Below are 23754 nucleotides of genomic sequence, written 5' to 3' on the forward strand. Positions count from 1 at the left end.
GAGTGCTTCACTCAGAAAGTGATGTGAGTAATCCGACGGCGTGTTTTCGCTAGCCACCAGAGTGCATCATGTCAGCTCCCACCGGCACAAGGTCGTCTTCGGGATCGTCGAGCCAACCTTCCGGGAGTGCTACCTGACCGGGTGAGCCTTGGCGTCCGCGCGGGCCTTCGGCGTCCTTGGGGAACGGGACGTCGTGGTCGAGCTGTCCGAGCAGATCGTCCAGTTCGGACAACGTACTGACCAGAGCCATCGAGACCCGCAGATCCGATCCGACCGGGAACCCACGCATGTACCAGGAGACGTGCTTGCGAAGTTCGCGCAGACCCTTCATTTCACCGTGATGTGCGGCGAGCAGTTGGGCGTGACGGGCGATGATCTTGGTGACTTCGCCGAGCGTCGGCGGCGTGGCGATCTGTTGTCCGTTGAGAGCTGCGCTGAGTTCCGCGAACAGCCATGGCCGTCCGAGGCAGCCGCGTCCGACGACGACGCCGTCGCAGCCGGTCTCGTTCATCATGCGGGCAGCATCCGAGGCGTCGAAGATGTCGCCGTTGCCGAGGATCGGCACGTCGGTGACGTGTTCCTTGAGGCGCGTGATCTCGTTCCAGTCAGCAGTGCCGGAGTAGCGCTGCGACGCGGTACGTGCGTGAAGTGCGACGGCAGCGGCGCCTTCAGCTGCGGCGATCCGGCCGGCGTCGAGGTGCGTGTGATGTTCGGGGTCGATGCCGACGCGCATCTTGACGGTGACCGGAATGTCGGTGCCTTCGGTGGCGCGCACGGCTGCCGCGACGATCTGACCGAACAGTCGACGCTTGTACGGTAGCGCCGATCCACCGCCCTTGCGGGTCACCTTGGGTACCGGGCAGCCGAAGTTCATGTCGATGTGATCGGCCATGTTCTCGTCGACGATCATCTTGGCCGCGGCGTAAGTCGTATCCGGGTCGACGGTGTACAGCTGCAGCGACCTGGGCGTCTCGGTCGGACCGAACGTGGTCATGTGCATCGTGGCGGGTTGGCGTTCGACGAGCGCGCGGGCGGTGACCATCTCGCAGACGTAGAGCCCGGACGTGCTGCCTGCACGTTCGAGTTCGAGTTCACGGCACAGCGTGCGGAAGGCGACGTTGGTGACGCCCGCCATGGGTGCGAGGACCACGGGGCTGTGCAGCTCGAGTGAACCGATACGAAGGGATGACATGTCTACCTCTGAACAAATACTTGTGACAATTGGAAGTGCCCGGTACCGAATCCGGTACCGGGCACAGAATAGCTGGTGAAACTAAGAAGCCTGCTGTTCGCGCTTGGCGGCTTCGCGTGCGAGCATGCGATCGCGCTGTTCCTCGAACTTCGTCGCGTTGGCGGCGAGTGTCTCGAGGAAGGCCGCCAACTCTTCGCGCGTGTTCTCGCCTTCGGCGCTGAAATCGTTGCGCTCGAAGATGTTCCACTTGCGCAGGACAGGCCAGACGACCTCGTCGAGGTGCTGGCGAAGGTCGTAGATGCCGTGCTTGGCCATGAGGGCGCCGTTACGGCAGAAGTTCGGCATGCCGGCACCGGGCATCTGGAAGTTCTGGACGATGTTCGCCACAGCCTTGAGCGCCTGATCGGGAGCAAGATCGAGCGCGGCGGCGCAGATGTTGCGGTAGAAGATCATGTGCAGGTTCTCGTCGGCCGCGATGCGCTGAAGCATCTTGTCGGCAATCGGCTCGTCGCAGGCCTTGCCGGTGTTGCGGTGGCTGACGCGCGTCGCGAGTTCCTGGAAGGTCACGTAGGCGACCGAGTGCAGCAGGCCGGCGTCGCCCTCGTCGATGGGTGCGCTGTAACCGTTTGTCATGTGTTCCATGCGGAAGCGCTCGAGCTCGACGGGGTCGACTGCGCGCGTGACGACGAGGTAGTCACGCATCACGATGCCGTGGCGGTTCTCCTCGGCGGTCCACCGGCCGACCCACGTTCCCCAGGCACCGTCCTGCGAAAAGTTCTCGGCGATCTCACGGTGGTACGACGGCAGGTTGTCCTCGGTGAGCAGGTTGGTGATCATCGCGGCGCGAGCTACCTCGCCGAGTTGTGACTGTTCGAGACTCCAGTCTTCGCCGCCCATGGCTGCGAAATTACGGCCCTCGTCCCACGGAACGTAGTCGTGTGGATGCCATTCCTTGGCCATGGAGATGTGGCGGTTGACGTTCTCCTCGGCAACCGGCTGCAGCTCTTGTAGCAGCTCCAGCTGCGTCAGAATCCTCGTCATTTCTTGCCTCCATGTTGAGTGAATGCGCGACTTCGCCCCAGCCTACGGCACCGTAGGTTTGAAAAGAATGGCATGAAAATTGCTCCCCTCGAGGGATGTTACCGATCCGTAGTTATCCGGGGGCACTTTCACTACCAAGTCGTTCTTTCGACGTAGTCGCGGAACGTCCGGGCGGGATCGGACAGCTCGCGGCTCTTCGACCAGATCAGCCCTATTTTTCGCTGTGCTCCTTCGATCGGTACGTAGACGACTCCTTCGGCCCAGATCGGTGGATCCTGAACCGGCATGACCGAGACACCGAAGGACGCGGAGACCAGTCCGCCGACCGTTGCCAGCTCGCTGCTCTCGAAGACGAAATTCGGAGTGAGTCCTGCGGCCGCGCACAGTTCATCGAGAATTCTTCGCATCCCGAAGTTCGGATGCATACCGATGAACGGTTCGTCGGCCGCGTCCGCAAGCTCGACCGAATGCAACTTCGCAAAGCGATGATCAGCCGGAACAGCCAATGCCAGTGACTGCTGGGCGATCTGCATCCACGCCACCTGCGGATCGCGCGGCTGAGGCGAGACGACGGCCAGGTCGGACGTGCCGGCGGCGATTCTGTCGACCAGGAACTGCGCGCTGTCCTGATGCAGTTCGAATCGCACTCCGGGATGCTCGACGCGGTATCCGCGCAGCATGTGCGGCACCAACCAGGTGCCGAACGAGTGGAGGAAGTCGAGCCGGACCGTGCCGCTCTCGGGGCTCGCCAGCGACTGGATTTCGGTCTGCGCGGCGTCGAGGGCACGCAGTGCGATGCGAGCATGTCGATAGAGGATCTCGCCGTACCGGTTCAGTTCGAGTCGGCGTCCCTGACGGTCGAAGAGTGTCACGCCGATCTGTCGTTCGAGACGTGCGAGTTTGCGCGAAAGGGTCGGCTGCGACAGGTGAGTCAGATCCGCGGTAGCGGTCACCTGTTGGGTTTCGGCGAGCACGACAAACCATTCGAGGTCTTCGGTCAGCATCACGAACCCAATCTATATACCCCCAGAGCATATAGAACACCAAGTTTATGCATTTTCTTTTGCCAAGTCGGGGCGGGAGGATTCTTGCCGGAGGTAAGTGATGCCTGGAGGTACGTGGTGACTGTCGAGAATGTGATCGAATCCGAAGTGATGCCGCTTCGCCGCGGAACATCGGGATATCGAACCGTGACCGTTGCGTTGTTCGCGGCCGGGCTGTCGACGTTCATCTCGATGTACGCGGCACAGGCGTTGCTGCCTGCGTTCGCCGAAGACTTCCACGTCTCGCCTGCGGTGTCTGCGCTGTCCGTCTCGGCGACGACGGGCATGTTGGCGTTGGCAATCATTCCGGCCAGTGCGCTCTCCGAGCGGTTCGGTCGCACGCGGGTGATGATCGCGTCGGCGTCGGCGTCCTGTGTGATCGGTTTACTTCTGCCGCTGAGTCCGACGATCGAGGTTCTGCTGGTCGGACGCGCAGCACAAGGATTGGCTCTGGCCGGTGTCCCGGCGGTGGCGATGGCCTATCTGGCCGAGGAGGTCGATCGGAAGGACCTCGGTGCAGCGATGGGAAGGTACGTCGCCGGCACGACGATCGGTGGGCTGATCGGACGGCTCGTGCCGTCGGCCGTTGTCGATTTCAGTACGTGGCGTTGGGCGCTGTTGACTGCGTCCGCGCTGTCGGCATTGTTCGCGCTCAACATGATCCGGCGGCTTCCCGCGTCGAAGTTCTTTCGCCCGCAACCGATATCGGCGCGCACGATCGCGTCGAATCTACGACGCCACCTTGCGAACCCGTCGCTGCGAACACTCTTCGCTTTGGGATTCATCCTGATGGGCGGCTTCGTGTCGATTTACAACTTCCTCGGGTTTCGGCTCACGGCAGCACCTTTCGGCCTTCCTGAAGCGCTTGTGGGCCTGGTGTTCCTTTTCTACCTTGCCGGAACTTTCACCTCGGCGGTAGCCGGCGGGGCCTCTGACCGACTGGGTAGGCGCAGCGTGCTGCTCGGGTCGGTTGTCGTCATCGGTATCGGCCTGGCACTGACCGTTCCGGACAATCTGGCGTTGACGCTCGTGGGGATGCTGCTCTTCACTGGAGGATTCTTCGCCGCACATTCGGTGGCCAGCGGTTGGGTGGGGCTGATCGCTACCGATCACCGGGCCGAGGCGTCGGCGTTGTATCTGTTTGCCTACTACGCGGGTTCGTCCGTGGCGGGCGCCCTCGCGGGTCTTGCATACGCGGGTGGCGGTTGGGTCGGGGTCAGTACTTTTGTGGGCGCGCTGCTGTTGGTTGCGTTTGCCTTGTCACTGAGGATGTTTCGATCTTCGACGATTGACTGAACAGAGCACTGCGGCGACCCCGAACGGGATCGCCGCAGTGCGAATCTGTCGAGCGTCTTACTTCTTGCCGCCGCCGAGGAGGCCGCCGAGCAGGTCTCCGAGGCCGCCGCCACCGGATCCACCCAGGATGCCGCCGAGTGCGCCGCCGATGCCGCCGCCGGAATTGCCGCCGCCGCCGAGAATTCCGCCGAGGAGATCCCCGAGCCCGCCGCCACCGGAGGCCTGAGTCTGCGCGCCGGCACCGCCACCGGTGAACTGCTTGGCGAGGTAGGCCAGGACGATGGGAGCGAGGATCGGCAGCAACTGCTTCACCAGATCGTTTCCACCGCCGCCACCGACACCGCCCAGTGCGCTGGCGACCTGATCGGTGTTGCCGCCGAAGATGTTCGAGACGATCTTCTGACCGTCAGCGGTGTCGACTTTGCTGATGTCGACGCCGTCGTCGAGAAGGCTGGTGTCGGCGTGAGACTGCAACGCGCTTTCCAGCGAGGCTGCACCGGCGGGATCCTGCGCGTTGGCGCCGAGGCCACCGACGAGGGTCGGAAGTGCAGTCTTGACCGCCGATTCGGCAGTTGCCTGGTCGACGCCGAGTTGCTGCGCGATCTGGTCGATGGGGATCTGGGATAGAAGGTCGTCAAGCGATGCCATTGATGCCCTACCTCTTCTGGGGTACTACTCGTCAGTACCCGGCTGTTGCAGACACTAGTGAATGTCGGCGTCGACGGTAACCCTCCGGTTGCCGAGCGGTCAGGCTCGGGTCTTCTCGCGGGGGACCAGGCACGCTAGGAGAGCGAGAATCAGTCCGCCGGCCGTCAGAATGAATCCTGTCTGATTTGTCAGGATCGTGGAGTAGTTTTCCCTGATGACATTGTCGAACTGATCGTTCACGCGGTAGTAGAACGTGCCAAGAGTCCCCAATCCCACGATAATTCCGATCCATGCTGCGATGCGAGAACCGAACAATGCGGCGATCAGAATCAATACGGCGGCGGCGAGCAGAAGTATCGCCATCGACCGGTAGAAGGTCACGGACTGATCGCCGAGTTGCTCGATTGCCCACCCGGCCGGAAAGCCGTCCCGCAGGTCCTCGAGGCGAACGTTGTCGGGTTTGACCCCGGCCAGTACGTACATGAACGAGCCGACGGCAACGGCGATTCCACAAATGAGCAGAACGAGATGAACTAACGTGCGCATGCCAGTCTCCCTGTGTTCGGAGTTCGGTGACGCGGTCGTCGCCGAGCCTAGCTGTGTCGCGGGTGTCAAGCTCGGTACCGGGCGTGCAGAATCGTCTCCATGCCCGACAACATGCGTCGACTCGAAGAGATCTCGCTGTCGCTGCCGGAAGCGGAGCGCGTCGACATCGAAGCGTGGGACGGCCACCCGACGTTCCGGGTCCGCGGCAAGAACTTCGTGTTCTGCAACGTCGAAGCCACCTCCTTGACCGTCAAGCTGAGCAAGGAGGAAGCCGAAGCGGTGGTGGCCACCGAACCAGGCGCAAGTGCTGCGGGCTATGGACTCGGTCGACACGGGTGGGTTGCACTCGACATCGGCACCGACGTTTCCGAGGAGAAATGGTCGCAACTGGAGGAGTGGATCTACACCTCGTTCACCCTCGTTGCGCCGAAGCGGCTTGCCCGGATCGTTCTCGATGCGGATGAGGAACGCCCGTAACGGATAGATTCGTCAGTACAGACGCCGACTAGACGAGGAATTGTCATGACGACACCGGAAACTTCACCGGCCACCGCAAAACCGGGCATGCCGCCGTGGGCGAAGAAGGCCATCGGGATCGCAGTGATGGCGGTGGTCCTGGTCATCGCTTACTTCATCCTTGCCGCCTTCCTTCCGCGTTGGTGGGCGCAGCGCATTGCGTCGTTGGCGAACGGCAGTTTCAGCGCCGGAATCGCGTGGGGGCTGCTGTTCGGTCTCGTGTGCACCCTGGTCCCGCTCATCTTCTTCCGGGCGGTCTGGCAGGTGCGCAAGCGCAAGCATGCTCGAATCATGCAGATCACGGCTCTCGCGTTGGGTGTGATCTTCGCGCTGCCGAATCTGCTCTCTCTGACAGTTGTTCTCGGCAACAACAACGCTGCGCATGCGGGCGAGCGGATCCTCGACGTCGACGGCCCCGGATTCCGCGGAGCATCCGTTGTCGGTGCCGTCCTGGGCGTTGCGTTGTTCCTTGGACTTGTCGCGCTCGGCTACATGTACAAAAAGCGTGGAAAGGATCTCGACAAGATGCGCGGTGAGCTCAAGCAGCACGAGCCGCAGAGCAAGGGCGAGGCTCCGGCTCCGGAAATCTGAGTCAGCTCTTCGACCGAGTACTCAGGCCGACACCGACTCCGACGGTTCCCGCCGCCACCAGTCCGGCGAGCGGGACAGCCCAGTGTCCGGCAAATGTGCAGGCGAGAACCAGGATTGCACTCACCGGTAGAACGGCCTGCTCGATCCTGTCGCGCTTGAAGTGGCGTGAATGCATGAGCCACACGAAGATCAGGAACATCGCGGCCGGAATCGTGACCGCGGCAGATGCTGCGAACGTCGAAATGTGCGCTTCGCCAACTGCTTCCTCGACGGCTACTTCGATGCCGGCGCCGATGGCCGCAGCGGATCCGAATACGAAGTAGTGCCCGTATCCCCACAACAGGACGGCGCGATTGCCTTGGTCTGCGAGGTACTCGTGGATCGGGACGGCGAAGTAGATCCACAACGCGGAGAACACGATCAGAACTCCGCCGACGGCAATCGGAATCAGTAGATCGGCGGCGTCGAAATCCCGGATGCCGGATTGGACCGCGATGGTCGCGGCAGCGATGGTTTCGCCGAGCATGATGATGGTGAAGAGGCCGTAGCGTTCGGCGATGTGATGCGGGTGCCACGGCGTCTGGTGGTTGCGTTCGGCGATCGCCGGCACCGCGAGTTCGGCGATCATGAGAACGAAGAAGCCCGGAATCCACGCCGACGCCGGCATCAGAAGCAGCACGATCCAGCCGGCCTGGACGATCACGAGCCCGGCGGCATATTGCAGAGCAGTCGTTCGCGCTGCACCGGATTCACCGCTGGCGGCTCGAAGCCATTGGCAGGTGAGCGCAATTCGCATGATGAGGTAGCCGACGATGGCCGTCGTACGGTCGGTTCCGTCGAATGCGTCGGGGATTCCGGCGGCGAAGACGAGCACGCCACAAATCTGTACGAAGGTCGCGACCCGGTAGGGGACGTCGTCCGTGTCGTAGGCAGACGCGAACCAGGTGAAGTTCACCCACGCCCACCACAGCGCGAAGAAGACGAACATATAGCCGGCGATGCCGTCGGCGTAGTGGCCCTCGGCAACAGCATGCACCAGTTGAACTCCGGCCTGTGCGGCTGCAACCACGAAACACAGGTCGAAGAACAGTTCGAGTGGTGTCGATGCGCGATGGTTCTCGTCGCGGCTGCGTGCGCGCATCCGGATGATCGGCATAACGGCCCGGCCGTGGCCCGCGCCCGTACTGGTGTGTTCTGTCATCGTCCCCACCTTGCTCCGACGTCTAGTGCAGGAGCGCAGTCTAGGGCGAATTCCGTCGGGTCGACGAATGAGACATTTCGCCCCTCACCACACGAGAACGGGTTTGATGACGCGCCCCGACGCTTGATCTTCGACGGCTTTGTTGATGTCGGAGAAGGCGTAGCGCGTCACCAAGCGGTCGATCGGAAACCGGCCACCAGTGAAGAGTTCGACGAGTTCGGGGATGAACGTCGAGACTTCCGACTCTCCTTCGATGCATCCTCGAATTGTCTTTCCGCTCAGCATGATGTCGGCCATGTTCATCTCGACCGTGGACGCTCCGAGTCCGACTACCGCCAGTGTTCCCCGTGCTCGAAGTGATGTGACGGCTTGATTGATCACGGAGCCGATTCCGGTGGTGTCGAGGGAATGTGTCGAACCTCCGTCGGTGGCGGCGCGTACTGCTTCGACCGCGTCCTCGGTGGTCGGATCGACAGTGACGGCGCCGAATTCCTCGGCGAGTGCGCGCCGCTGCGCAACGGGGTCCACGGCGACCAGGGTGGAAACGCCGGCAGCCCTCGCTGCCAGTAGCGCTGCGAGTCCGACGCTGCCGGCTCCGAAGACGACAAACGTCGAGTCGGGCTCGGGGCGAAGTAGATTCAGCACGGCACCCGCGCCGGTTTGAAATCCGCAGCCGAGGGGAGCCGCGACGGTCAGGTCCACTGCAGGATCGACGACGACGGTGTTGTCGGCAGTGGCGATGACGTATTCCGCGAAGCTGGACTGGCCGAAGAATGCGGACCGTATCGGAGTTCCGCTTCGCCGGACCGGCGTCGAGCCGTCGGTGCGTGCGCCAGAGCTGTTGAGCCCGTGTGAGCTTTCGCAGTACGCCCGATGGCCGCTGAGACACTGCCTGCACACACCGCAACTGCGGTAGCTCAGCAACACGTGATCACCGGGCGCAATGCTGTCGATCGACGAGCCGACGGCCTCGACCACCCCCGCCCCTTCGTGCCCGAACACGCAGGGGCCGAGCCTTTCCGGTAGCACCGACTTCGTGAACAGATCTGTGTGGCACAGGCCGGTAGCGACGATGCGAACCAGGATCTCGTCTGCGCGGGGTTCGTCGATTTCAACGGTGTCGAGTGTGAAGGGGGAGTGCGGGCCGTGTGAGAGCGCCGCTGTCATCTGCATGGAGGATCTCGAATTCTGTTCGGCGCGAATCACGCTCGCTCGAGCAGGAAGTAGTAGTGCTGCCCACCGTCGAGAACCAGCGCCGACTTTCCGTTCATGATGCCCATCAGTGTCGAGTCGTCGACCTTCTTGAAGTGGTCGAAGATCGGCGCACCGTCGTAGACCATCGTTGCCGTGACTTCGCCACGAAACTCGATGTTCCACAGGCTTGCTTCGCCATTGCCGCCCTTGACGTCGGAATGGAGGTTGCCGTCTTCGTCTCGGCAGATCAACGGCTTGGCGTCCTCGACCGAGTTGAAGGTCTTGCCGTACCAACGGCTCGCGAACAGCTTTTCGTGAAGCCGGTGACCGGTGGCGAAGTCGTTACCCTTCCACTCGCCGAGGATTTCTTCGGCGGCGACGGTTTCCAGCGCGGCCCACACTTCGTCGAGTTCTGCTGGTGATACACCACTTTCCGCAGCACGGAGCCGGGCGAAAGCAGTTCGGGCTTCGTCGAGATTCATGTCTCTCCTCGAGTCGACGGTAAGTGGCACGACTTGTTCGCGAACCAAATTGTTCGTCAACTCTGCACGCTACGCCGAACCGGATGGTTCGGCAACGGTCGATTCGTTCTAGGCTGTCAACATGCGCTCAGCAGGGGAAGCTACGAGGGACCGCATTCTGGCGGCCGCAAAGGACGAATTTGCCACGTACGGGCTGGCCGGCGCGCGGATCAATCGGATCGCCGCGCAAGCGCGTGCCAGCAAAGACCGTCTCTATGCGTACTTCGCAAGCAAGGAAGAGTTGTTCGCTGCCGTGACCGAACAGTGGACGTCCGAAACAACAGCGGAGACAGCACTTCGAGGTGACGACTTGCCGGGCTATGCAGGTCGCCTCTTCGACAACTACGTTGCCCATCCCGAGAACGCCCGATTGCAGCAATGGGCGGATCTCGAAGCGCCGGACGTCATGAGCGAGGACGACATACGAAGCAAGACCTTCCGGCCTAAAGTTGCGGAAATCCGCAAGGGGCAGCTCGAGGGACACATCGACCCCGCGTGGAATCCCACGGAGTTGATCCTGCTGATCACGGATATCGCCCGGATGCTCGCGCTCAAGTCGACTCGTTCCATCCCTCGACGTCGGGAGGCGGCAGTCGAGGCGGTTCGGCGTTTGATTGTGGCGTAGCGAGTCCAAACGCGAACGTCCACGCCCGTCGCTGTGTGGTTGCCCGGATTTACGGATTTCTCAGTAACGGTGCGTACGTTGGGCGTCGGCTCGTTGACGCCCTCGGGATGTTGACGTGCCGCCAAAACTTTTGTCGTCGACTGTTCAGATGCTGGTGAGCAAAAGGATCGCGGCCGGCCACCCTGACTGAATATCGTCGACGCCGAGCGTGTTCCTTCGGTGCGCGCACCTGTTCAGCATCTGGAGTGGACCCGTGTCGAAGTGGCCGTGCATATGAAGATCTCGAAGAAGGTAGCGCTGGTCGTTGTGGCTGCTTGCGCCCTGACGTTGGGATCGGCGCAAGTCGGAACCGCCCGCGCGGATGCGCCGGTCAAGGTCAGCGTGGCCGGTCATGTGGTGAGCGCCGGGCACTTCGAGCAGGTGCGGCGCCCCAACCGGTGTGTGAAGGCCGGGACGGGGAAGTCGAAACCGAGCGAGCAGAAGTCCACGAATCGCAGTGGGCGTCGAGGCAGCGGGGGATGCTTCTGACAGTGATTGCGAAGTTCCGCAATCAGCCGTCGCAAATCTGTAACACGTTCTAATCTTGCGGTATGGACGTGACTTACGAAGGGACCAAACGCGAAGTCGCTACCGACAGGGGGACTTTGCGCTATCACGAGGCGGGCGATGGTCCGCCGTTGATCCTGTTGCACGGCTCCGGGATCGGCGTGAGTGGATGGCGGAATTACCGGGGGAACCTCGAGGTGTTCGCAAAGCACTTCCACTGCTACCTCCTGGAGTTCCCGGGTTTCGGCGTGAGCGATGCCGTCGACGGTCATCCAGTTCTCACGGCAACCTCGGCGGTGGTTCGATTCATGGATGCGCTGGGAATCGAATCCGCTGCGATGATCGGCAATTCGATGGGCGGAGTTGTCGGGGTCAACGTCGCGATGAGGTTCCCTGACCGCGTCCGCAGATTGGTCACCATCGGAGGCGTGGGCCCGAATATCTTCAGTCAGAACCCGAGCGAAGGTACGCGTCTCCTCCAGGAATTCGCCGACGCTCCCAGCCGTGGGAAGTTGGTTCGCTGGCTCGAGTGCATGGTTTACGACAGATCCGTGATCACCGAGGAGCGGATCGAGGAACGATGGCAAACGGCCAACGATCCGGCCTCGCACCAGGCATTGACCGCGATGTACGGATCCAAAGCCTTTGCCGCTCAGCAGCAGATGATGTCCAACCCGGATGTGCCGCCGTACTGGTCGATGATGCACAAGGTGCAATGCCCGACCTTGCTGACATGGGGGCTCGATGATCGGCAGTGTCCACCGGACATGCCGATGATTCCGATGCGACTGATTCCGAACGCCGAACTGCATGTATTTCCGAACTGCGGGCACTGGGTGATGATCGAAGCCAAGGAGGCATTCGAGCGCGTGACCCTCGAGTTCCTGCTTCGATGACCTGCTGTTGCATTCATGTGGCACGAATCGATGTGGCACGAATGCACAAGACCCGGCGCCTCTGAATGAGGCGCCGGGTCTGTGTTTGTGCCCCCAGTAGGACTCGAACCTACGACCTGCGGATTAAAAGTCAGAACCCAGACGTGTCACCTGGTGATACCCAATGACGAATGGACCTCGTTTCGGCTGGTGGACGCCGATCCGAGGTCCGTCTCGTGATGCCTGGTTGTGTGGTCACACGCGTCGTCTGTGACCACACTGAAGCCACGAAGGGTGCGGACCGCCCGGTTCTCTCGAATAGGCTGATTCGGTGGACCTCACTACTCTTCTCGCATTACTCGCGGCCGTCTTCGCTGGCTTCACACTCTTGGTTGCCGGTCGACAACTTCAGGTCGCAAAGGACTCGATTGGTGGTCACGGCATGAGCGTGGCATTTGCGAGGACGGAAGAGCCCAAGAAAGGGCGTGACGGAATCTCACGCAAACCTTGGAAGGCTTCGGTCTACGTTGTCGGGCCAGGGAAGAGATCTGAGGTTGCGGTCCATCTCGACGGCGTGCGGGTAATCGGTTCGCCGCTCGAAGTTCACCCTGAGCTTGCGGCGACATCGCCGCCGATCGTTGTTCGGTTCCAAGCCAGCGATGCGGAAGAAAGCTCAGGATGGATCGTAGTGACTTGGTCGGAGCCTAAGGGGCAGGGCGTCGTTCGTCGGGCGATGCGGTTCTCGCTGTCAGAATCGCCAACTGAGGAATGGCGATGGAATACCTTCATGGCGGTACGTGTCTGGTGGCGTCGGCGGCGAGCCCCACTGACGAACTGGCGTCCTGGTACGCCTACGAAGCCTCTCGGGAAATGGATCAAGATCCGAGATCTTTCAGCACTTCCAGGTGAAGGCCCGACTCCAGTTTCAGACAGAAGGCGTGAGAGAAGGCTGCATCCAGTGCCGGAAGACTGATTACTTGCACGAATGCAAGTAATTCTCAATCGCAGGTTGCGCCGTCTCGGATGATTGTTGCTGCTTGAAACTTGGACTTGAGACCTGTCTGCGCCAGGCCGAGATTGTCGAGCGCAAAGGATGACGTGCCGAGCGTTGCGCCGCTCGTGTCTTCCGCAGACGTTCCACAAACGATGTTGACGTGCCAGCCGCCTTCTTTTCCGGAGTGCAGGGCCACCACGTTTTGCATGACCCGGGTCATTTGCGCGGCCGGATAGCGGGTCGGGACAACCACTGTGACGTAGCGGGGACCATTGACGCGCATCCAATACTCGGGGACCACGTACGGAGTTGTGGTTGCTGCGCTGGTCGTTGCGGGTGCCAGGGTGGTTGTGGATTGCGCAACGGTCTGCGTGGTCGATGCAATCTCGGGTTCCGGTTCGCCCGAGCATCCCGCCAGGGTCGCGATCGAGAGGCCGGCAACCAATAGAGCCGTGGATGTCCGTTTCATGGCCAATAGATACCAGACCGGGCAGACTGCAAACGAGGGAGCGCCCCAACCGTGACGGTTGAGGCGCTCGATTGCCAAGCCCTATCAGTTGTGACCGATAAATAGGCGAAATCTATTTACGCTGTTCATCGGCCTTTGAGTCCTTCTCGGATGGATTCGGCGATGGTTTCGGCTACTACGTCTTTGCGGTCGATGCACGCGTTTTCGAGGTACTTCGCTTCACCGTCCTGATGGTGGTAGCCAAGCTCTTCATGTTGACGCACTGCGTACGGTGTGTCGAAAGCGACGATGGCCTCGTTGCCTTCAGCCTGCGTGTACGAGGTATTGCGGAGTACACCTGTCTCTTTCGGCGCTCGCAGCACTGCCTCTTGGTGGATGATGTCAGCGGCTTGCTGTAGGCCTCGGGTTGCTGCGCGTTCGACTGCCGCGATGATGGCGTTGAAGTCGTTGCTCATGGGTGTCCTTCCGGGCGGCCCAGCCGGTGAAGGCTGGGCCGCAGGGGTGTCAGGCTGCGTCGCCGCCGCGAGGTTCGAAGATCGTCAGCTTGGATTTGCCGACGCGGCTCGCGATAGCGGTGAGGTCGAAATCGTCGTCGTCGCTGTCGTTGCTAGCGGCATCGTCGGCCGGTGCGGTGTACCCGTTCGTGCCGGGTACGCGGGTGTCACCGGAGCCTGCGTAGATCTGCATCTGGCGGGGTTTCCCTGTTATTGCCGAGGCGGTGCCAGGCACGTCGATGAATGTGTCTTCGGGGTCAGTCTGTGTGTAGATCTCGATGTTCTTGCTCATGGTGTTGTCTCCTGGGGTGTCACTCGTCGAAGTAGTCAAGTTCATAGATGTAGTGCTTGATGGGTCGTGCGGGGTTGTTCGTCTCCGCCCCTTCGGCGAGTTGCCGCTCGCGTTTGCCGGCCTCCCACTCAGCGAAATTGCCTACGGGCGAGGGCTGGGTATCGGCTGGATCAGGGTTGGGGATCGCTCGGAAGAACCTGTTTGGCATCGGTTACTCCTAGTCGCGGTGCAGGCGGTGTCGGCCGCTGTTGTCGGTAATGAACCCATGCACGCGTCGGATGCCGGTGCGGCCCTCGTCGAACGCGTATCCGAGGTAGTCCTCGCTGATCCCTGGGAAACGGGGGTCAGGCAGGCCGAGAGCGCTTGCCTGGCTCTCGTAGCTGCGGGCTTGCTTCTGGCGGGCGTTGATGAGGCTCTTGAGTCGTTTGGTCGAGTTAACGATGTCGGCGTAGGCCTCCTGCATTTCGCTTTCAGCGGCGTTTGACCACGCTGCAACTTGAGTGCGGTAGCCCTCGACGGACTTACGGTGGTTCTCCTCGCGCTGTGCTGCTTCGACCTTCTCGGCTGCCTTGCGTCGAAGTCCGAGAAAGCTCAGCTTCTCTCGGGCCTTGCTGATCGCGGTCGAGGTGACAGCGGTGTCGCCGTTGATGACCTTCGTTTCGAGATCCTCGACAGCAGCAGTGGCGTCGGTGATTTCGGCGTCGATGTCAGCGACGGTGGGAATGCTCGTTTCAGTCATGCTGTTTTGTCTCCTGGGTTGAGTGTTGTTGTTGCTGTTGTGGTTTCGACCTGCGGACTGAATGTCCGATGGTGCGTGTATTGATGCAGGTCAGAGGCTGTGTGGTCACGCAGTGGTCACAGCGAAATCAGAGCCCGCCCTTCATGATTGAGATGTTCGCCATGCCGGTTCCGTTGTCTACGTTGACGCTTGCGCGGATCGGCTCACGGTTCTTGATCGCCAACAGAATTGCTTCGAGGATTGGCGCGAGTTCGTCGGTGACTTGCCCGAACCCCTTCTCCAACTGAGCGGAACTGTTGGCGCCTGTGTCGAATTGACCGGTGAAGTTGCCATCTGCGTCGAAGCCACTTGCGAGTGCGAACGCACTGCCGACGCCGAATGCGAGGGCGTTGTATGCCGCTGCTCTGCGCCCGTTGGCGGTGGTGGGCACCTTCAGCCCGGGGGCTTCTCCGACATAGCCACCGAAGCCGCCTAGGCCGCCATGGATCCCGCCGTCCTCGAACGGGACGAGCTCGAATCCGAAGCCGTTGACAATCTTCTTCGTGACCGCAAGGGACTGCCGACGCTTGGCAGGATGCAGTGGGATGTAGCCCTCTCCACCTGTGCCTGGCTCGGCGAACCGAACGAGGTCGGCGCCGTCCGGGTAGATGCCAGCCTGTTCAGGTAGTCCGCGGATCCCGCCATTCTCGAAGACTCGGAACGCTCCCTTCCAGATCAAGTTGTCATCCGGGGTGGCCTCTGCTGCCGGCGCGCTTGTTGTGGTCGGTGCACTCGGGGTGGAGGTCAGCGACGATGTTCCGGGCCAGTTGGTGACAAACACCCGTTGCCCATCAGTCGCCAACGCCACACCAGAATCCGTCGTCGCAACAGTCATCTGACCGTTACCGCGAGCATTCGACGCAGCGATGATCTCGTCCGCCTCAGCAGCCTTCACTGCATAATTCGAACCATCCGCAGTGCCCGACTGCTGCACCTTCTGCGCCGCCTCAGCCTCCGACATGCTGTTGTAGTCGAAGTCGTCGAGCTTGTCGTAAAACATGCCCGCAGCCCTGGTCGGATCCTTCCGGTCCTCCAACGTGCCCCAACCACCGTTATCGCGCTGCTGCATGATGCCGGCGTTATCGCCGTCCATGCCGTGATCGAGGTTCTGCAAATCGGTTTCAGCGAGGGCGGTCATGACCGCGGCCTTGATGCCCTTATCGCTGATGCCGCGGCGCTTACCTTCCGCGATCACCTGATCAGCGATCTTCTCCCGCTCCGTCCGAGTATCCGGAGCAGCAGGAGCCGCTGCTTGGGCGCTACCGGCAGGTTCACCCAACGGCTGCTTCGCCGCGACGTGCACATGGTTGGTGTGATCACCCGCACCCGCATAGAACGAGTCCGGAACAAACTCACCATCCTTGATGCACCTACCGAACCTCGGATCGATGTAGATCAGCTCAGCCAACTGCTTCTGATAGTTGTCGGCCATGTAATTCGCCATCGCCAACTGCTCATCCGTATTCCCAGACCCGTTGGAGAAGTCCGCTGCCTGACCACTGTTGTGATACGACGTGGACCCATCCGAACGGTACGAGGAGAACGCGTGCCCGTTCTGCAACAGTGCCGGGAACTTGCGTGCAGCAATACCTTCGAGGCTTTCAACCACACCACCGTCAGCCATCGGCTTCACATCATCGAACCGGACAACGCCGAATCCCATGCGCCGCGCAGTCTCGGCAAGGATCTGCTCGGATCGGCCGCGCTTGGATGGAGCGCCGGGAATGAAAGCCTCCCAACCTGTTTCGGCTTCTGCCCATTGGTAGATTCCGCGTCCGTAGCCGTTCCGGATTGTCGCCTGTCCAGGCTCGTGGATGTTGCCGTCTGCGTTCTGGCTGAGCGGTACTGGTCCACTGATCCGTGCGGCCTCGGCCGGCGTGTAGCCCTTCGACTCCCAGTAACCGTTGTGGGTTTCCTTCGCGTTGACCCAGATCGTCATACTGCGACCCTGTTGCAGCCACGCTTGCAGGTTTGCCTCTGCCTGCTCGGTCTCGGCGTGCACCTGAACTGTGCCGTCCTTGAGGACTTCGACCTTCACACCTTCGAGCGCTCGAAGTGAGTCGATCGAGTCTTTAGTCAGCGCCGATGTGACGATGGTCTTCGAGTCGGGAACCTTGATGACCTTGTCGCGCAGCACGTCGAAGTCGCTCTTGGCGTCCGGCATGCCCTCGGTGCGCACCTCGGTGGACACGAACTCGGGTGTGAGCCCGAGAGTGTTCAGGTACTTGACCGCGGCTTCGTTGCTACCGAGCGTCGCACTGAGCTGCTGAATCAGCGCGTCGCGGTTGCCGGCGTACTGCTGTGTCAAGTTCTCGACCGTGTTGCCTGCTTCGAGTCCGGTCTTGATCTGGTCTCGGAACTGGCCGGACAGTCCGCGCAGCCGGTTCTCCATCTCCGCTTGCAGTGGGTTGGCCCTGTCGATTGCGCCGTTCCAGTTCTCGATCTTGATGACCGAGCCGTCGACGGCGACACCGATTTCGCCAATGGATTTGGTGACCTTGGCTGTCTGGTCGTTGAACGCTGCCGAGAGCTTGAGTTCGTCGATGAACCCGTTCGTCCGATCCTGGGCTGCACCGAGCGCGGGAATGTAGTCCTCTCGAATCGTGTCTGCTGTGCCGGACAGGAAGCCTTTGATTCCGCCTTCACCGTTTTCTCCGACACCTGCCTCCCGGGTGGTCCTTGCGAGTTCTCGCAGCTTGTCGGCCGCGCCGCCTGTAGCAATGCCGAGGATCTGCCCGAAGCCAGGGATGGACTCACCAACCGAGAGGATGTTGGCGCCCATCTCCAGGAACGATGCGCCGGTCTCGGATGCCGCGCCGGCGAATTCGGCGAGCCCATCGAGCCCCGATGCTACGAACCCGAGTACTGACTTGCCGAGTTCGAACGCCGCGTTACCTGCGGTCTGGAAGAAGTCGATCACTCCCACTCGGTTGTTCGATATGTTGTCGGCCCACTCTTTGATCTGTGGTCCGAATGCTGCTGCGAGGGCGGCCTTGAATCCGTCTGCCACCGTTGAGATGGAGTTCATCGCACCCTTGACCGATGTTGCCGTGTTACCGCCGATTTGATTTGCCAGCTTCCCGGCGGCACCTTCGAACTCGCCGAAGTCAGCAAGAGCCTTCGACGGATCCCACTGAGACAGAGCGCCAATGAAGTCACCGGACGTGTCACCAAGCAACGCCATCGCCGCAGCGTTTCGCTTCACCGGATCCTCGATTGCGCTGATCTTGTCGAAGGCCTGGTCGAAAGCGGCGTCCGCTTCAGGTCCACCCTTCTTGAACACCTCGTACATTTCGGCGCCGTTCAGGCCGATGTCGTTGAGAGCCGTGACGATCGTGTCGCCCTCTTCAGTGATGCGACGGCCAAACTCACGTAGCGAGTCACCGGCCCGGTCCGAGTTGTCCGCGCCGTTGTCCGTCGATTGCTCGATCAGTGCGAGGGCCATCTCGGCTGAAATGCCGGCGTTCTTCCAACCAGCCGAGTACTCACTGATCGTTTCGAGAAGATCGCCCTGCTTGTTGGCGCTGCCGCCGACAGCATTGGCGATCATGTCGGACGCTTCTTGCGCGCTCGCCGCAAGACCTGTGGACATCAGCGACGAGACAGCCAGGACTGATTGCGAGACCTCCCCGTCGAGAGCGGTGGAGATGGTGTCCAAGCTGGCAATGACTTTCTCGGCGTCCTGCTGTGTGGCACCGGGATCGATGACATTCGACTGCAACGCCAGGGTGAGTGTCGAGAGGTTGGCCTCGACTGACTCACCGAATGCGTCCGAATACGCTTCCCCTGCTGCGAGACCGAACTTCCGGGCCTGCGCCTCGGTGGTCTTCGTACGGGCTTGGAATAGGTCGAGGTTGGCTTCTTGCTCCATGCCGTCACTGATGGCGGCGGCGAGAGCAGCACCGACACTAAGACCGATCACACCGACACCAAGCAGGGCGCCAGCGATAGGGCCAGTCGAGGAAGACAGCTTCCCGATCTTGTCGGTGAACCCGGACAGGAAGTTCCCGCCCATGTCGCGGCCGGCGCCACCAGCACCTGATGCAGCGCCGCCGAGGTCATCGCCCAACTGACCGACCTGGCGGCTGGCCTGCGATGCAGACGTACTGATGCGGTCCACATCGGTGGCAGCACCGCGGGCAGCGCTCCCGAGTCGGTTCACATCCTGCGAACTCTGACCAACTCGGGAAGCGTCTCGGGCGGCGTCGCCGGCAGCGGTGCCGAGCCTGCCCATGTCCTGCTGGGCACCCGACGTGGAGGTACTGAGCCGATCAACACCCTGCGCGCTCTGCCTGAAACTCTGGTCAACCCTGCGCGCTGCCTGCTGCACCGTCGATTCAAACCTGTCCGTCTGCTGCCCAGCGGTGCGCATGTCCCGAATGAATTGGTCCATATCCACAGTCAGGTGGGCGACGAGATCTGCGACATTGAGAGGCATTAGCGACCACCTCGCTTACCGGACTTCACCTTGGGCTTCGGCTTCTTCTCAGGCTTCGGAGCGAGGAACTTCTCTGCGATCCACTCCAGATCCACCAGCTTCCCGAGCTGCCCCAAGCTCCAGTGAGCTTCGGCCATATCGGGGGAGAAACCGAAGTGGAGCTGCGCGGTGCGGCCGGCGTGCAAAATCATGGGCCACGTGATGTTGTCAGCGACCATTTCGGCGACAACACCCGCGAGTTCCAGTTTGCTGGTTTCCTCGTCGCGCTCGGCGCCGAGGATCAGCAATGCATCCTCGACCTGCTCGTTTGGCGGTACGCCTTCCTGTGCCACGCGTTCACGCAGCGCGAAGCATTCCTCGGCGCCAGGCGCCGGCACGGTGTACCAGTTGCCCTTGATCGGCAGGTGCAGATCCGGGTCGAAGAAGGTGTCGAGATCCTTGTAAGCCATGTCAGGACTCCTGTCCGTTGGCGCGGACGCCTCGAACGCAACCGATCAATGTCATGACCGTTTGGTAGTTGGACAAGTGCTGTGCGAATGCGAGAGCGTGCTCGCTGTGATCGGCCTGCGCGGCCACAGTCAGCCGAGTGATTTCGTCGTCAGTCATGGCGTCGAGAACCGATCGAACGGCGCCGTTGTTGTAGCCTTCGATGCCGTTGACGATGGCGGCGAGGTCGGCGCGGCCTTGTTGGTCGCTGTTGCGGTTTGTCATGTGTTCTCCGAGGGTTCGGACCTGCGGATTGAGAATCCGATCAGGTGTGTGTTTGTGCAGTTCAGGCCACCTGTGGTCACAAGGTGGTCACGCGCTGCTGTTGCGGTGAGCATCGCGATTTCCTTCCGTTCGAACGAATGATTATGCGGATTTGTGCATAGTCATTCGTTTGTGTTCATCATGCGAGAGGGGTCCGACACGCTCGACTGGTTTGGCTGGATCCGCTGTCCCGGCGTCTTTTGCTTTTCGTCGTGGCGGTCGTTGGTTCGAGACGAGCCGGCCGTTCCAGATGCCGGATGCCTCGTGGTCGAGCGCCGAGCTTTCGCATGCGGAGCGCACTGGGCATGTCAGGCAGATCTTGCGTGCCTGGTGGTGCCTTTCGGCGCGCTCCTTTTCGGGTTCGGCGTCGTGGTCTTCTCGGTCGAGGCGATCGTCGAACAGTGGCGCTTTCCCTTTGCAGGCTGCGCCGTCGAGCCGAGGGTCGACGAGGATGCTCAATGCTGGTGGTGCCATAGCTCGTAGAAGCGCGTCGAGCGCCACCTTGTCCAGATCACCGCGGGCGTTCATCTCGTGGCTCCTCTCGCGTGCGCACATGCGGGCGCGGATCGATCACTTCTCGCAGATGCACGCGCCTGCGCGGACCTGTCAGCGGACGCCGTGAACCTTGGTGGGGTTGGCGAGGTTCGGCCGGCAACGCAGGCATGGGCGCGGGCGGCCTTGTTCGTCTTCTCCGAGCCAGCCGTTATCGCACTCGTGGGGGAGTGGCTCGGTGCTTGTGGTCTCTGTTCGTTCTTCGCCGTAGCGGTCAGGCATTGCAGGGTTCCTCTCTCCCGTGCGCGGTAGCCGTGCCGAACGTTCGCTTCTCCCGTGCGCGGGGTCGCCATCAAACGTGTGATTCCCGTGCGCGGAGAGGCAAGTAAACGTCTACTTCGCGCACGTGGTGAGCCCGGTGAACGTTCATTTCTCGCGCACGCGGTAGCGGTGCCGGACGTCCGATTTGAATCGAGATGGGGGCAGGGCCCTCCCGCGCACGCACGCAGGAGGGCTGCCAAAGGTTTGGCTGGGCTGGTCATGCGATGAGGCCTTGACCGTTGTTTGCCCAGCTTGTGGGGCGTTCTGTGTCGCTTTGTGGGTGTCCGAAGCATGGGTAGGCGCGGTCGGTGAGTATGAGTCCGGCTTGTGCGGGTGTTCGGCACTGTTCGGCTCGTCGGTGGAGATCGAATGCTGAGGGGCTGCTCACCGTTATGTGACAAGCCGAGCAGTGGCAGGTGGACATGCCACCCCAAGTTGCTCCGCACTGGTTGCAAGTAGTCATTGTGCTGTCCTCATTTCCGGCTAAGCCGTAGGAATCTCGGCCCCGTTTAGGGGTTGGCTGGTGTCCTTGACTGGGTGAAGGTGTTTGCGTCGCCCTAGACGCTGATTTCGGTACTTCACGAGTTCGGCGCGAATCGCATACCAGCTGTGGCCCCACTCGATCATGTCCACGGCGTAGGTGTTCTCGTCGTCGGACAGCGCGCCCAAGGTTCTCCGTAGGTGGTCCATCGGAGTTGGCTCGGGTTTCGGTTGTTGCTCGTTGCTGTAACGATCAGCCGAATTCGAATGGGATGGAGGTTCTTTGGTTTGCGCCGCATTTTCGGTCTCGCGCTCATGCGCGCTCGCGCCTGCGTTACTTACGTAAGGGAGAGCCCTCTCTTGTAAAAGGTTTTGTTGGTTAGGTTCTGTTGGGTCGTCATCGGTAACGACCGATAGCGGCTCGTTTGACGACCGGTCTCTGTCGTTTGACGACCGGTCTGCGAGAACGGTCGTCATGGGTGACGAGTGGTTGATGTCCTGATCGGTAGTCACTGATGACGACCGATCAGGAAACGTCAACGCGTACACATCAGCCCACGCACGACTCGGGTGGCTGTTCGATTCATTCGTTCGCTTCAGCCATCCCGAGTCCCTGCAATCACGCAATGCGCGGTCAACCGTCGACAACGAAATCCCAAGATCCTCGGACAGGACGGAGCGGCCAGGATGCGCGCCGCCACCGTCGCCAGAGGCGTAGTCCCACACTCGGACGCCCACCAGCTTCGCTGTCTTGCCGAGATCCGAAGCGAGGAACTCTCGGTGCCATCGGAACTTGAGACCTGAGGTCACTCTGTGTCACTCCTCCCCGGCTCGAAGTGCTTGTAGTCGTGGGCCATCCACGACACGCTCTGAACGACCAGCAAGACGGCAAGGATGAGTTCGGTGGTGCTCACATGTCCTCCCGGTGCCGTGCGGCCTCGGTGATCTGCTCGCTATCGCGCTTCAAGATGCGTTCGGCATCGTTGATCAACGCGAACGCCGCTGTTGCCAGATCAGCCGAGAGTTGGAGTGCTGCAACGGGCGACATCTGAAATGTGCCGCCAGTCGAGTTCCATTTGTTGTCAACGCCTTCGAGCCCGACCACGAACTCGACTGAATCCGAATCGGTCCACCTGTGAACAGTCGCTCGGATGCCCGTCGACTGTGCGGGCTGCTCGAAATCGCCCTGGACGAGTGCGACTGGCTTGCAGTGATCCTCGTAGATATCGCCGTCTGGCTGCCGAGCTGCGGGCAACTGTCGAATGCGACCGAAGCCGGCAGGGTCCGAGTGGAAGCCATCGAGGTCTGAGTAGGTAGGAGACATCACGCCACCTGCTCAGACTGGAACTTCGCCATCGCACGGGCGGCGTCCTGCAAAACATCCATCAGGCCGTAGACCTCGTCGATATCAGCGATGTGCAGGCGAATGTCATTGCCGATCTGGATGTCGACTGTGTTGCGTTCCGGGTCGAATGCGGCCTCGATCTGCATGCAGCGCATCGTGAGCTTTCCGAAGTAAGGCATGTCAGGCCGCCAATCCGCGGTCACGGGCTTCACCAAGGGCGACGATCAGATCGTCAACGGCGTCGCAGCGGATGGCGTAGTCGTTGATCAGGACGAGGCGATCGAACGTGCCGTCACCGTTGTTGTGGAACTGCGCGGCGATCGTCAGAATTTCGCCGTCGTTCGTGATGAAATCGGCCTCTGTCCTGAGGAAACTTGGTGCATCCACAGAGGTGAGATGAACTTGTCGGGGGTTCCGAGTAGTCTTCATTTCGTTCGCCCAATCTGTTGCGGGTTCGGGTGATGGCCTCGGCTAAAAGGTGTTCGAGCACCTGCCGGGGCCTTCTTCATTGAGTCGAGCTGATCGTCGGATTCAAGTCCGAGCGCTTTGAGTAGTCCCTCGACAGGCACCTTGTACTTGCGTCCAAGTCGAAGGACGGGGAATGGCAGTTCGCCGCGTTTGGCGGCGCTGTAGCCGGCTGTTTGACCTAGGCCGACAATCTCAAGTGCTGTAGGCAGGTCAGTGATCACCCCGAGGGCTCTGACCGCCTCGGGCGTCCACTTCACCGCCGATGTCATGCCGCACCGCCAACCTCTTGTGCGGCGAGCCATGCGTCAACATCGCTCCACCTGTAGCGAATACTCCCGTTCTCAAACTTGATGAACTTCGGTCCTACGCCGTTCATGCGCCACACAGCGAGGCCCTGGACCGTCTTGCCGCGAGGTATTCCGCCAGCTCCGGCGGTTTGGCCAACGAAGCGCGGTCGTCGGGGGATTTCACCATCACATCCCCGGCCGCCATGCGCTCTGATGCAGAGTTCGCGGTCACGATTCCTCCGTTCATATTTCTACTCATAAAGCTCTGTTTCGTTCACATGTTGTGACATGCACTATCGTGGCACAGATGT

Annotated in this window: 29 protein-coding genes; 7 read left to right on the forward strand and 22 right to left on the reverse strand. The window is 61.3% G+C overall.

Annotation, left to right across the window (positions count from 1 at the left end):
- Positions 1-49: 49 nt before the first annotated feature.
- The 3 genes from dusB to M1L53_RS20230 form a co-directional block, all read right to left on the reverse strand.
- Positions 50-1192 carry a tRNA dihydrouridine synthase DusB gene (gene dusB / locus M1L53_RS20220; RefSeq protein WP_003939756.1) on the reverse strand — a complete coding sequence of 381 codons (1143 nt, stop codon included), beginning with the start codon at positions 1190-1192 and terminating at the stop codon, positions 50-52.
- A gap of 81 nt (positions 1193-1273) precedes the next feature.
- Positions 1274-2233, reverse strand: a complete 960-nt coding sequence (locus M1L53_RS20225; RefSeq protein ID WP_054188946.1) for an acyl-ACP desaturase — start codon at positions 2231-2233, stop codon at positions 1274-1276.
- Between the two features lie 131 nt (positions 2234-2364).
- Positions 2365-3240: a LysR family transcriptional regulator gene (locus M1L53_RS20230; protein ID WP_082238957.1), complete on the reverse strand. Its 876-nt coding sequence runs from the start codon at positions 3238-3240 to the stop codon at positions 2365-2367.
- Positions 3241-3387: 147 nt separating this feature from the next.
- Here M1L53_RS20230 and M1L53_RS20235 point away from each other — a divergent pair, with 147 nt between their 5' ends.
- Positions 3388-4572, forward strand: a complete 1185-nt coding sequence (locus tag M1L53_RS20235; RefSeq protein WP_167349871.1) for an MFS transporter — start codon at positions 3388-3390, stop codon at positions 4570-4572.
- 57 nt (positions 4573-4629) lie between these two features.
- Here the strand turns inward: M1L53_RS20235 and M1L53_RS20240 are convergent, their stop codons facing one another.
- Positions 4630-5220, reverse strand: a complete 591-nt coding sequence (locus M1L53_RS20240) for a DUF937 domain-containing protein (protein ID WP_003940105.1) — start codon at positions 5218-5220, stop codon at positions 4630-4632.
- A 99-nt stretch (positions 5221-5319) separates the two neighbouring features.
- Entirely contained in the window at positions 5320-5766 is a 447-nt protein-coding gene (locus tag M1L53_RS20245) for a hypothetical protein (protein ID WP_003939955.1), read from the reverse strand.
- Between the two features lie 99 nt (positions 5767-5865).
- On the opposite strand from M1L53_RS20245, the gene M1L53_RS20250 reads away from it, so the two are divergent.
- Both M1L53_RS20250 and M1L53_RS20255 read left to right on the forward strand, forming a co-directional pair.
- Positions 5866-6243: an MmcQ/YjbR family DNA-binding protein gene (locus M1L53_RS20250; RefSeq protein ID WP_007733864.1), complete on the forward strand. Its 378-nt coding sequence runs from the start codon at positions 5866-5868 to the stop codon at positions 6241-6243.
- 45 nt (positions 6244-6288) lie between these two features.
- Positions 6289-6873, forward strand: coding sequence for a hypothetical protein (locus M1L53_RS20255; protein ID WP_003940111.1), 585 nt, complete (start codon positions 6289-6291; stop codon positions 6871-6873).
- A 1-nt stretch (position 6874) separates the two neighbouring features.
- On the opposite strand, the gene M1L53_RS20260 is transcribed toward M1L53_RS20255, so the two are convergent.
- The 3 genes from M1L53_RS20260 to M1L53_RS20270 form a co-directional block, all read right to left on the reverse strand.
- Positions 6875-8074 carry a low temperature requirement protein A gene (locus M1L53_RS20260; RefSeq protein ID WP_007733865.1) on the reverse strand — a complete coding sequence of 400 codons (1200 nt, stop codon included), beginning with the start codon at positions 8072-8074 and terminating at the stop codon, positions 6875-6877.
- An 84-nt stretch (positions 8075-8158) separates the two neighbouring features.
- Positions 8159-9247 carry an NAD(P)-dependent alcohol dehydrogenase gene (locus M1L53_RS20265; protein WP_054188965.1) on the reverse strand — a complete coding sequence of 363 codons (1089 nt, stop codon included), beginning with the start codon at positions 9245-9247 and terminating at the stop codon, positions 8159-8161.
- A 29-nt stretch (positions 9248-9276) separates the two neighbouring features.
- Positions 9277-9750, reverse strand: a complete 474-nt coding sequence (locus M1L53_RS20270; RefSeq protein WP_054188945.1) for a DUF4334 domain-containing protein — start codon at positions 9748-9750, stop codon at positions 9277-9279.
- Positions 9751-9871: 121 nt separating this feature from the next.
- Here M1L53_RS20270 and M1L53_RS20275 point away from each other — a divergent pair, with 121 nt between their 5' ends.
- From M1L53_RS20275 to M1L53_RS20290, 4 genes are all read left to right on the forward strand, one after another.
- The gene (locus tag M1L53_RS20275) at positions 9872-10414 is read left to right on the forward strand and encodes a TetR/AcrR family transcriptional regulator (RefSeq protein WP_042451377.1); all 543 of its coding nucleotides are present in this window, start codon (positions 9872-9874) and stop codon (positions 10412-10414) included.
- Between the two features lie 219 nt (positions 10415-10633).
- Positions 10634-10942, forward strand: coding sequence for a hypothetical protein (locus M1L53_RS20280; protein WP_136470805.1), 309 nt, complete (start codon positions 10634-10636; stop codon positions 10940-10942).
- Between the two features lie 62 nt (positions 10943-11004).
- Entirely contained in the window at positions 11005-11856 is an 852-nt protein-coding gene (locus M1L53_RS20285) for an alpha/beta fold hydrolase (RefSeq protein ID WP_054188944.1), read from the forward strand.
- 753 nt (positions 11857-12609) lie between these two features.
- The gene (locus M1L53_RS20290; RefSeq protein WP_261949256.1) at positions 12610-12744 is read left to right on the forward strand and encodes a hypothetical protein; all 135 of its coding nucleotides are present in this window, start codon (positions 12610-12612) and stop codon (positions 12742-12744) included.
- An 89-nt stretch (positions 12745-12833) separates the two neighbouring features.
- Here the strand turns inward: M1L53_RS20290 and M1L53_RS20295 are convergent, their stop codons facing one another.
- From M1L53_RS20295 to M1L53_RS20360, 14 genes are all read right to left on the reverse strand, one after another.
- On the reverse strand, positions 12834-13298 hold the full coding sequence (locus tag M1L53_RS20295; RefSeq protein ID WP_054188943.1) for a hypothetical protein: 465 nt from the start codon (positions 13296-13298) through the stop codon (positions 12834-12836).
- Between the two features lie 125 nt (positions 13299-13423).
- Positions 13424-13753 carry a hypothetical protein gene (locus M1L53_RS20300; RefSeq protein ID WP_054188942.1) on the reverse strand — a complete coding sequence of 110 codons (330 nt, stop codon included), beginning with the start codon at positions 13751-13753 and terminating at the stop codon, positions 13424-13426.
- A gap of 49 nt (positions 13754-13802) precedes the next feature.
- Positions 13803-14084 (reverse strand): hypothetical protein, encoded by a 282-nt coding sequence (locus M1L53_RS20305; RefSeq protein WP_054188941.1) that lies wholly within the window; start codon positions 14082-14084, stop codon positions 13803-13805.
- Between the two features lie 19 nt (positions 14085-14103).
- Positions 14104-14292, reverse strand: coding sequence for a hypothetical protein (locus tag M1L53_RS20310; RefSeq protein WP_054188940.1), 189 nt, complete (start codon positions 14290-14292; stop codon positions 14104-14106).
- A gap of 9 nt (positions 14293-14301) precedes the next feature.
- Positions 14302-14823: a hypothetical protein gene (locus tag M1L53_RS20315; RefSeq protein WP_054188939.1), complete on the reverse strand. Its 522-nt coding sequence runs from the start codon at positions 14821-14823 to the stop codon at positions 14302-14304.
- A 127-nt stretch (positions 14824-14950) separates the two neighbouring features.
- On the reverse strand, positions 14951-19300 hold the full coding sequence (locus M1L53_RS20320) for a phage tail tape measure protein (RefSeq protein WP_054188938.1): 4350 nt from the start codon (positions 19298-19300) through the stop codon (positions 14951-14953).
- Positions 19300-19749, reverse strand: a complete 450-nt coding sequence (locus M1L53_RS20325) for a hypothetical protein (protein ID WP_054188937.1) — start codon at positions 19747-19749, stop codon at positions 19300-19302. Before M1L53_RS20325 ends, M1L53_RS20320 begins: the two co-directional genes overlap by 1 nt.
- Before the next feature lies 1 nt (position 19750).
- The gene (locus tag M1L53_RS20330; RefSeq protein ID WP_054188936.1) at positions 19751-20011 is read right to left on the reverse strand and encodes a hypothetical protein; all 261 of its coding nucleotides are present in this window, start codon (positions 20009-20011) and stop codon (positions 19751-19753) included.
- Between the two features lie 141 nt (positions 20012-20152).
- A complete protein-coding gene (locus M1L53_RS20335; RefSeq protein ID WP_185744474.1) occupies positions 20153-20578 on the reverse strand; it encodes a WhiB family transcriptional regulator in 426 nt (141 codons plus the stop codon).
- Between the two features lie 768 nt (positions 20579-21346).
- Complete coding sequence (locus M1L53_RS20340) at positions 21347-21553, reverse strand: hypothetical protein (protein ID WP_142006243.1); 207 nt, start codon at positions 21551-21553, stop codon at positions 21347-21349.
- Between the two features lie 700 nt (positions 21554-22253).
- Positions 22254-22667 (reverse strand): hypothetical protein, encoded by a 414-nt coding sequence (locus M1L53_RS20345; protein WP_054188933.1) that lies wholly within the window; start codon positions 22665-22667, stop codon positions 22254-22256.
- Complete coding sequence (locus M1L53_RS20350; protein WP_185744472.1) at positions 22667-22834, reverse strand: hypothetical protein; 168 nt, start codon at positions 22832-22834, stop codon at positions 22667-22669. Before M1L53_RS20350 ends, M1L53_RS20345 begins: the two co-directional genes overlap by 1 nt.
- A 34-nt stretch (positions 22835-22868) precedes the next feature.
- On the reverse strand, positions 22869-23075 hold the full coding sequence (locus tag M1L53_RS20355) for a hypothetical protein (RefSeq protein WP_054188931.1): 207 nt from the start codon (positions 23073-23075) through the stop codon (positions 22869-22871).
- Between the two features lie 453 nt (positions 23076-23528).
- Positions 23529-23675: a hypothetical protein gene (locus M1L53_RS20360; protein WP_261949257.1), complete on the reverse strand. Its 147-nt coding sequence runs from the start codon at positions 23673-23675 to the stop codon at positions 23529-23531.
- Positions 23676-23754: the final 79 nt, after the last annotated feature.

It is taken from the genome of Rhodococcus sp. T9N (assembly GCF_024436645.1).
GTDB classification, from domain to species: Bacteria; Actinomycetota; Actinomycetes; order Mycobacteriales; family Mycobacteriaceae; genus Rhodococcus_F; species Rhodococcus_F qingshengii.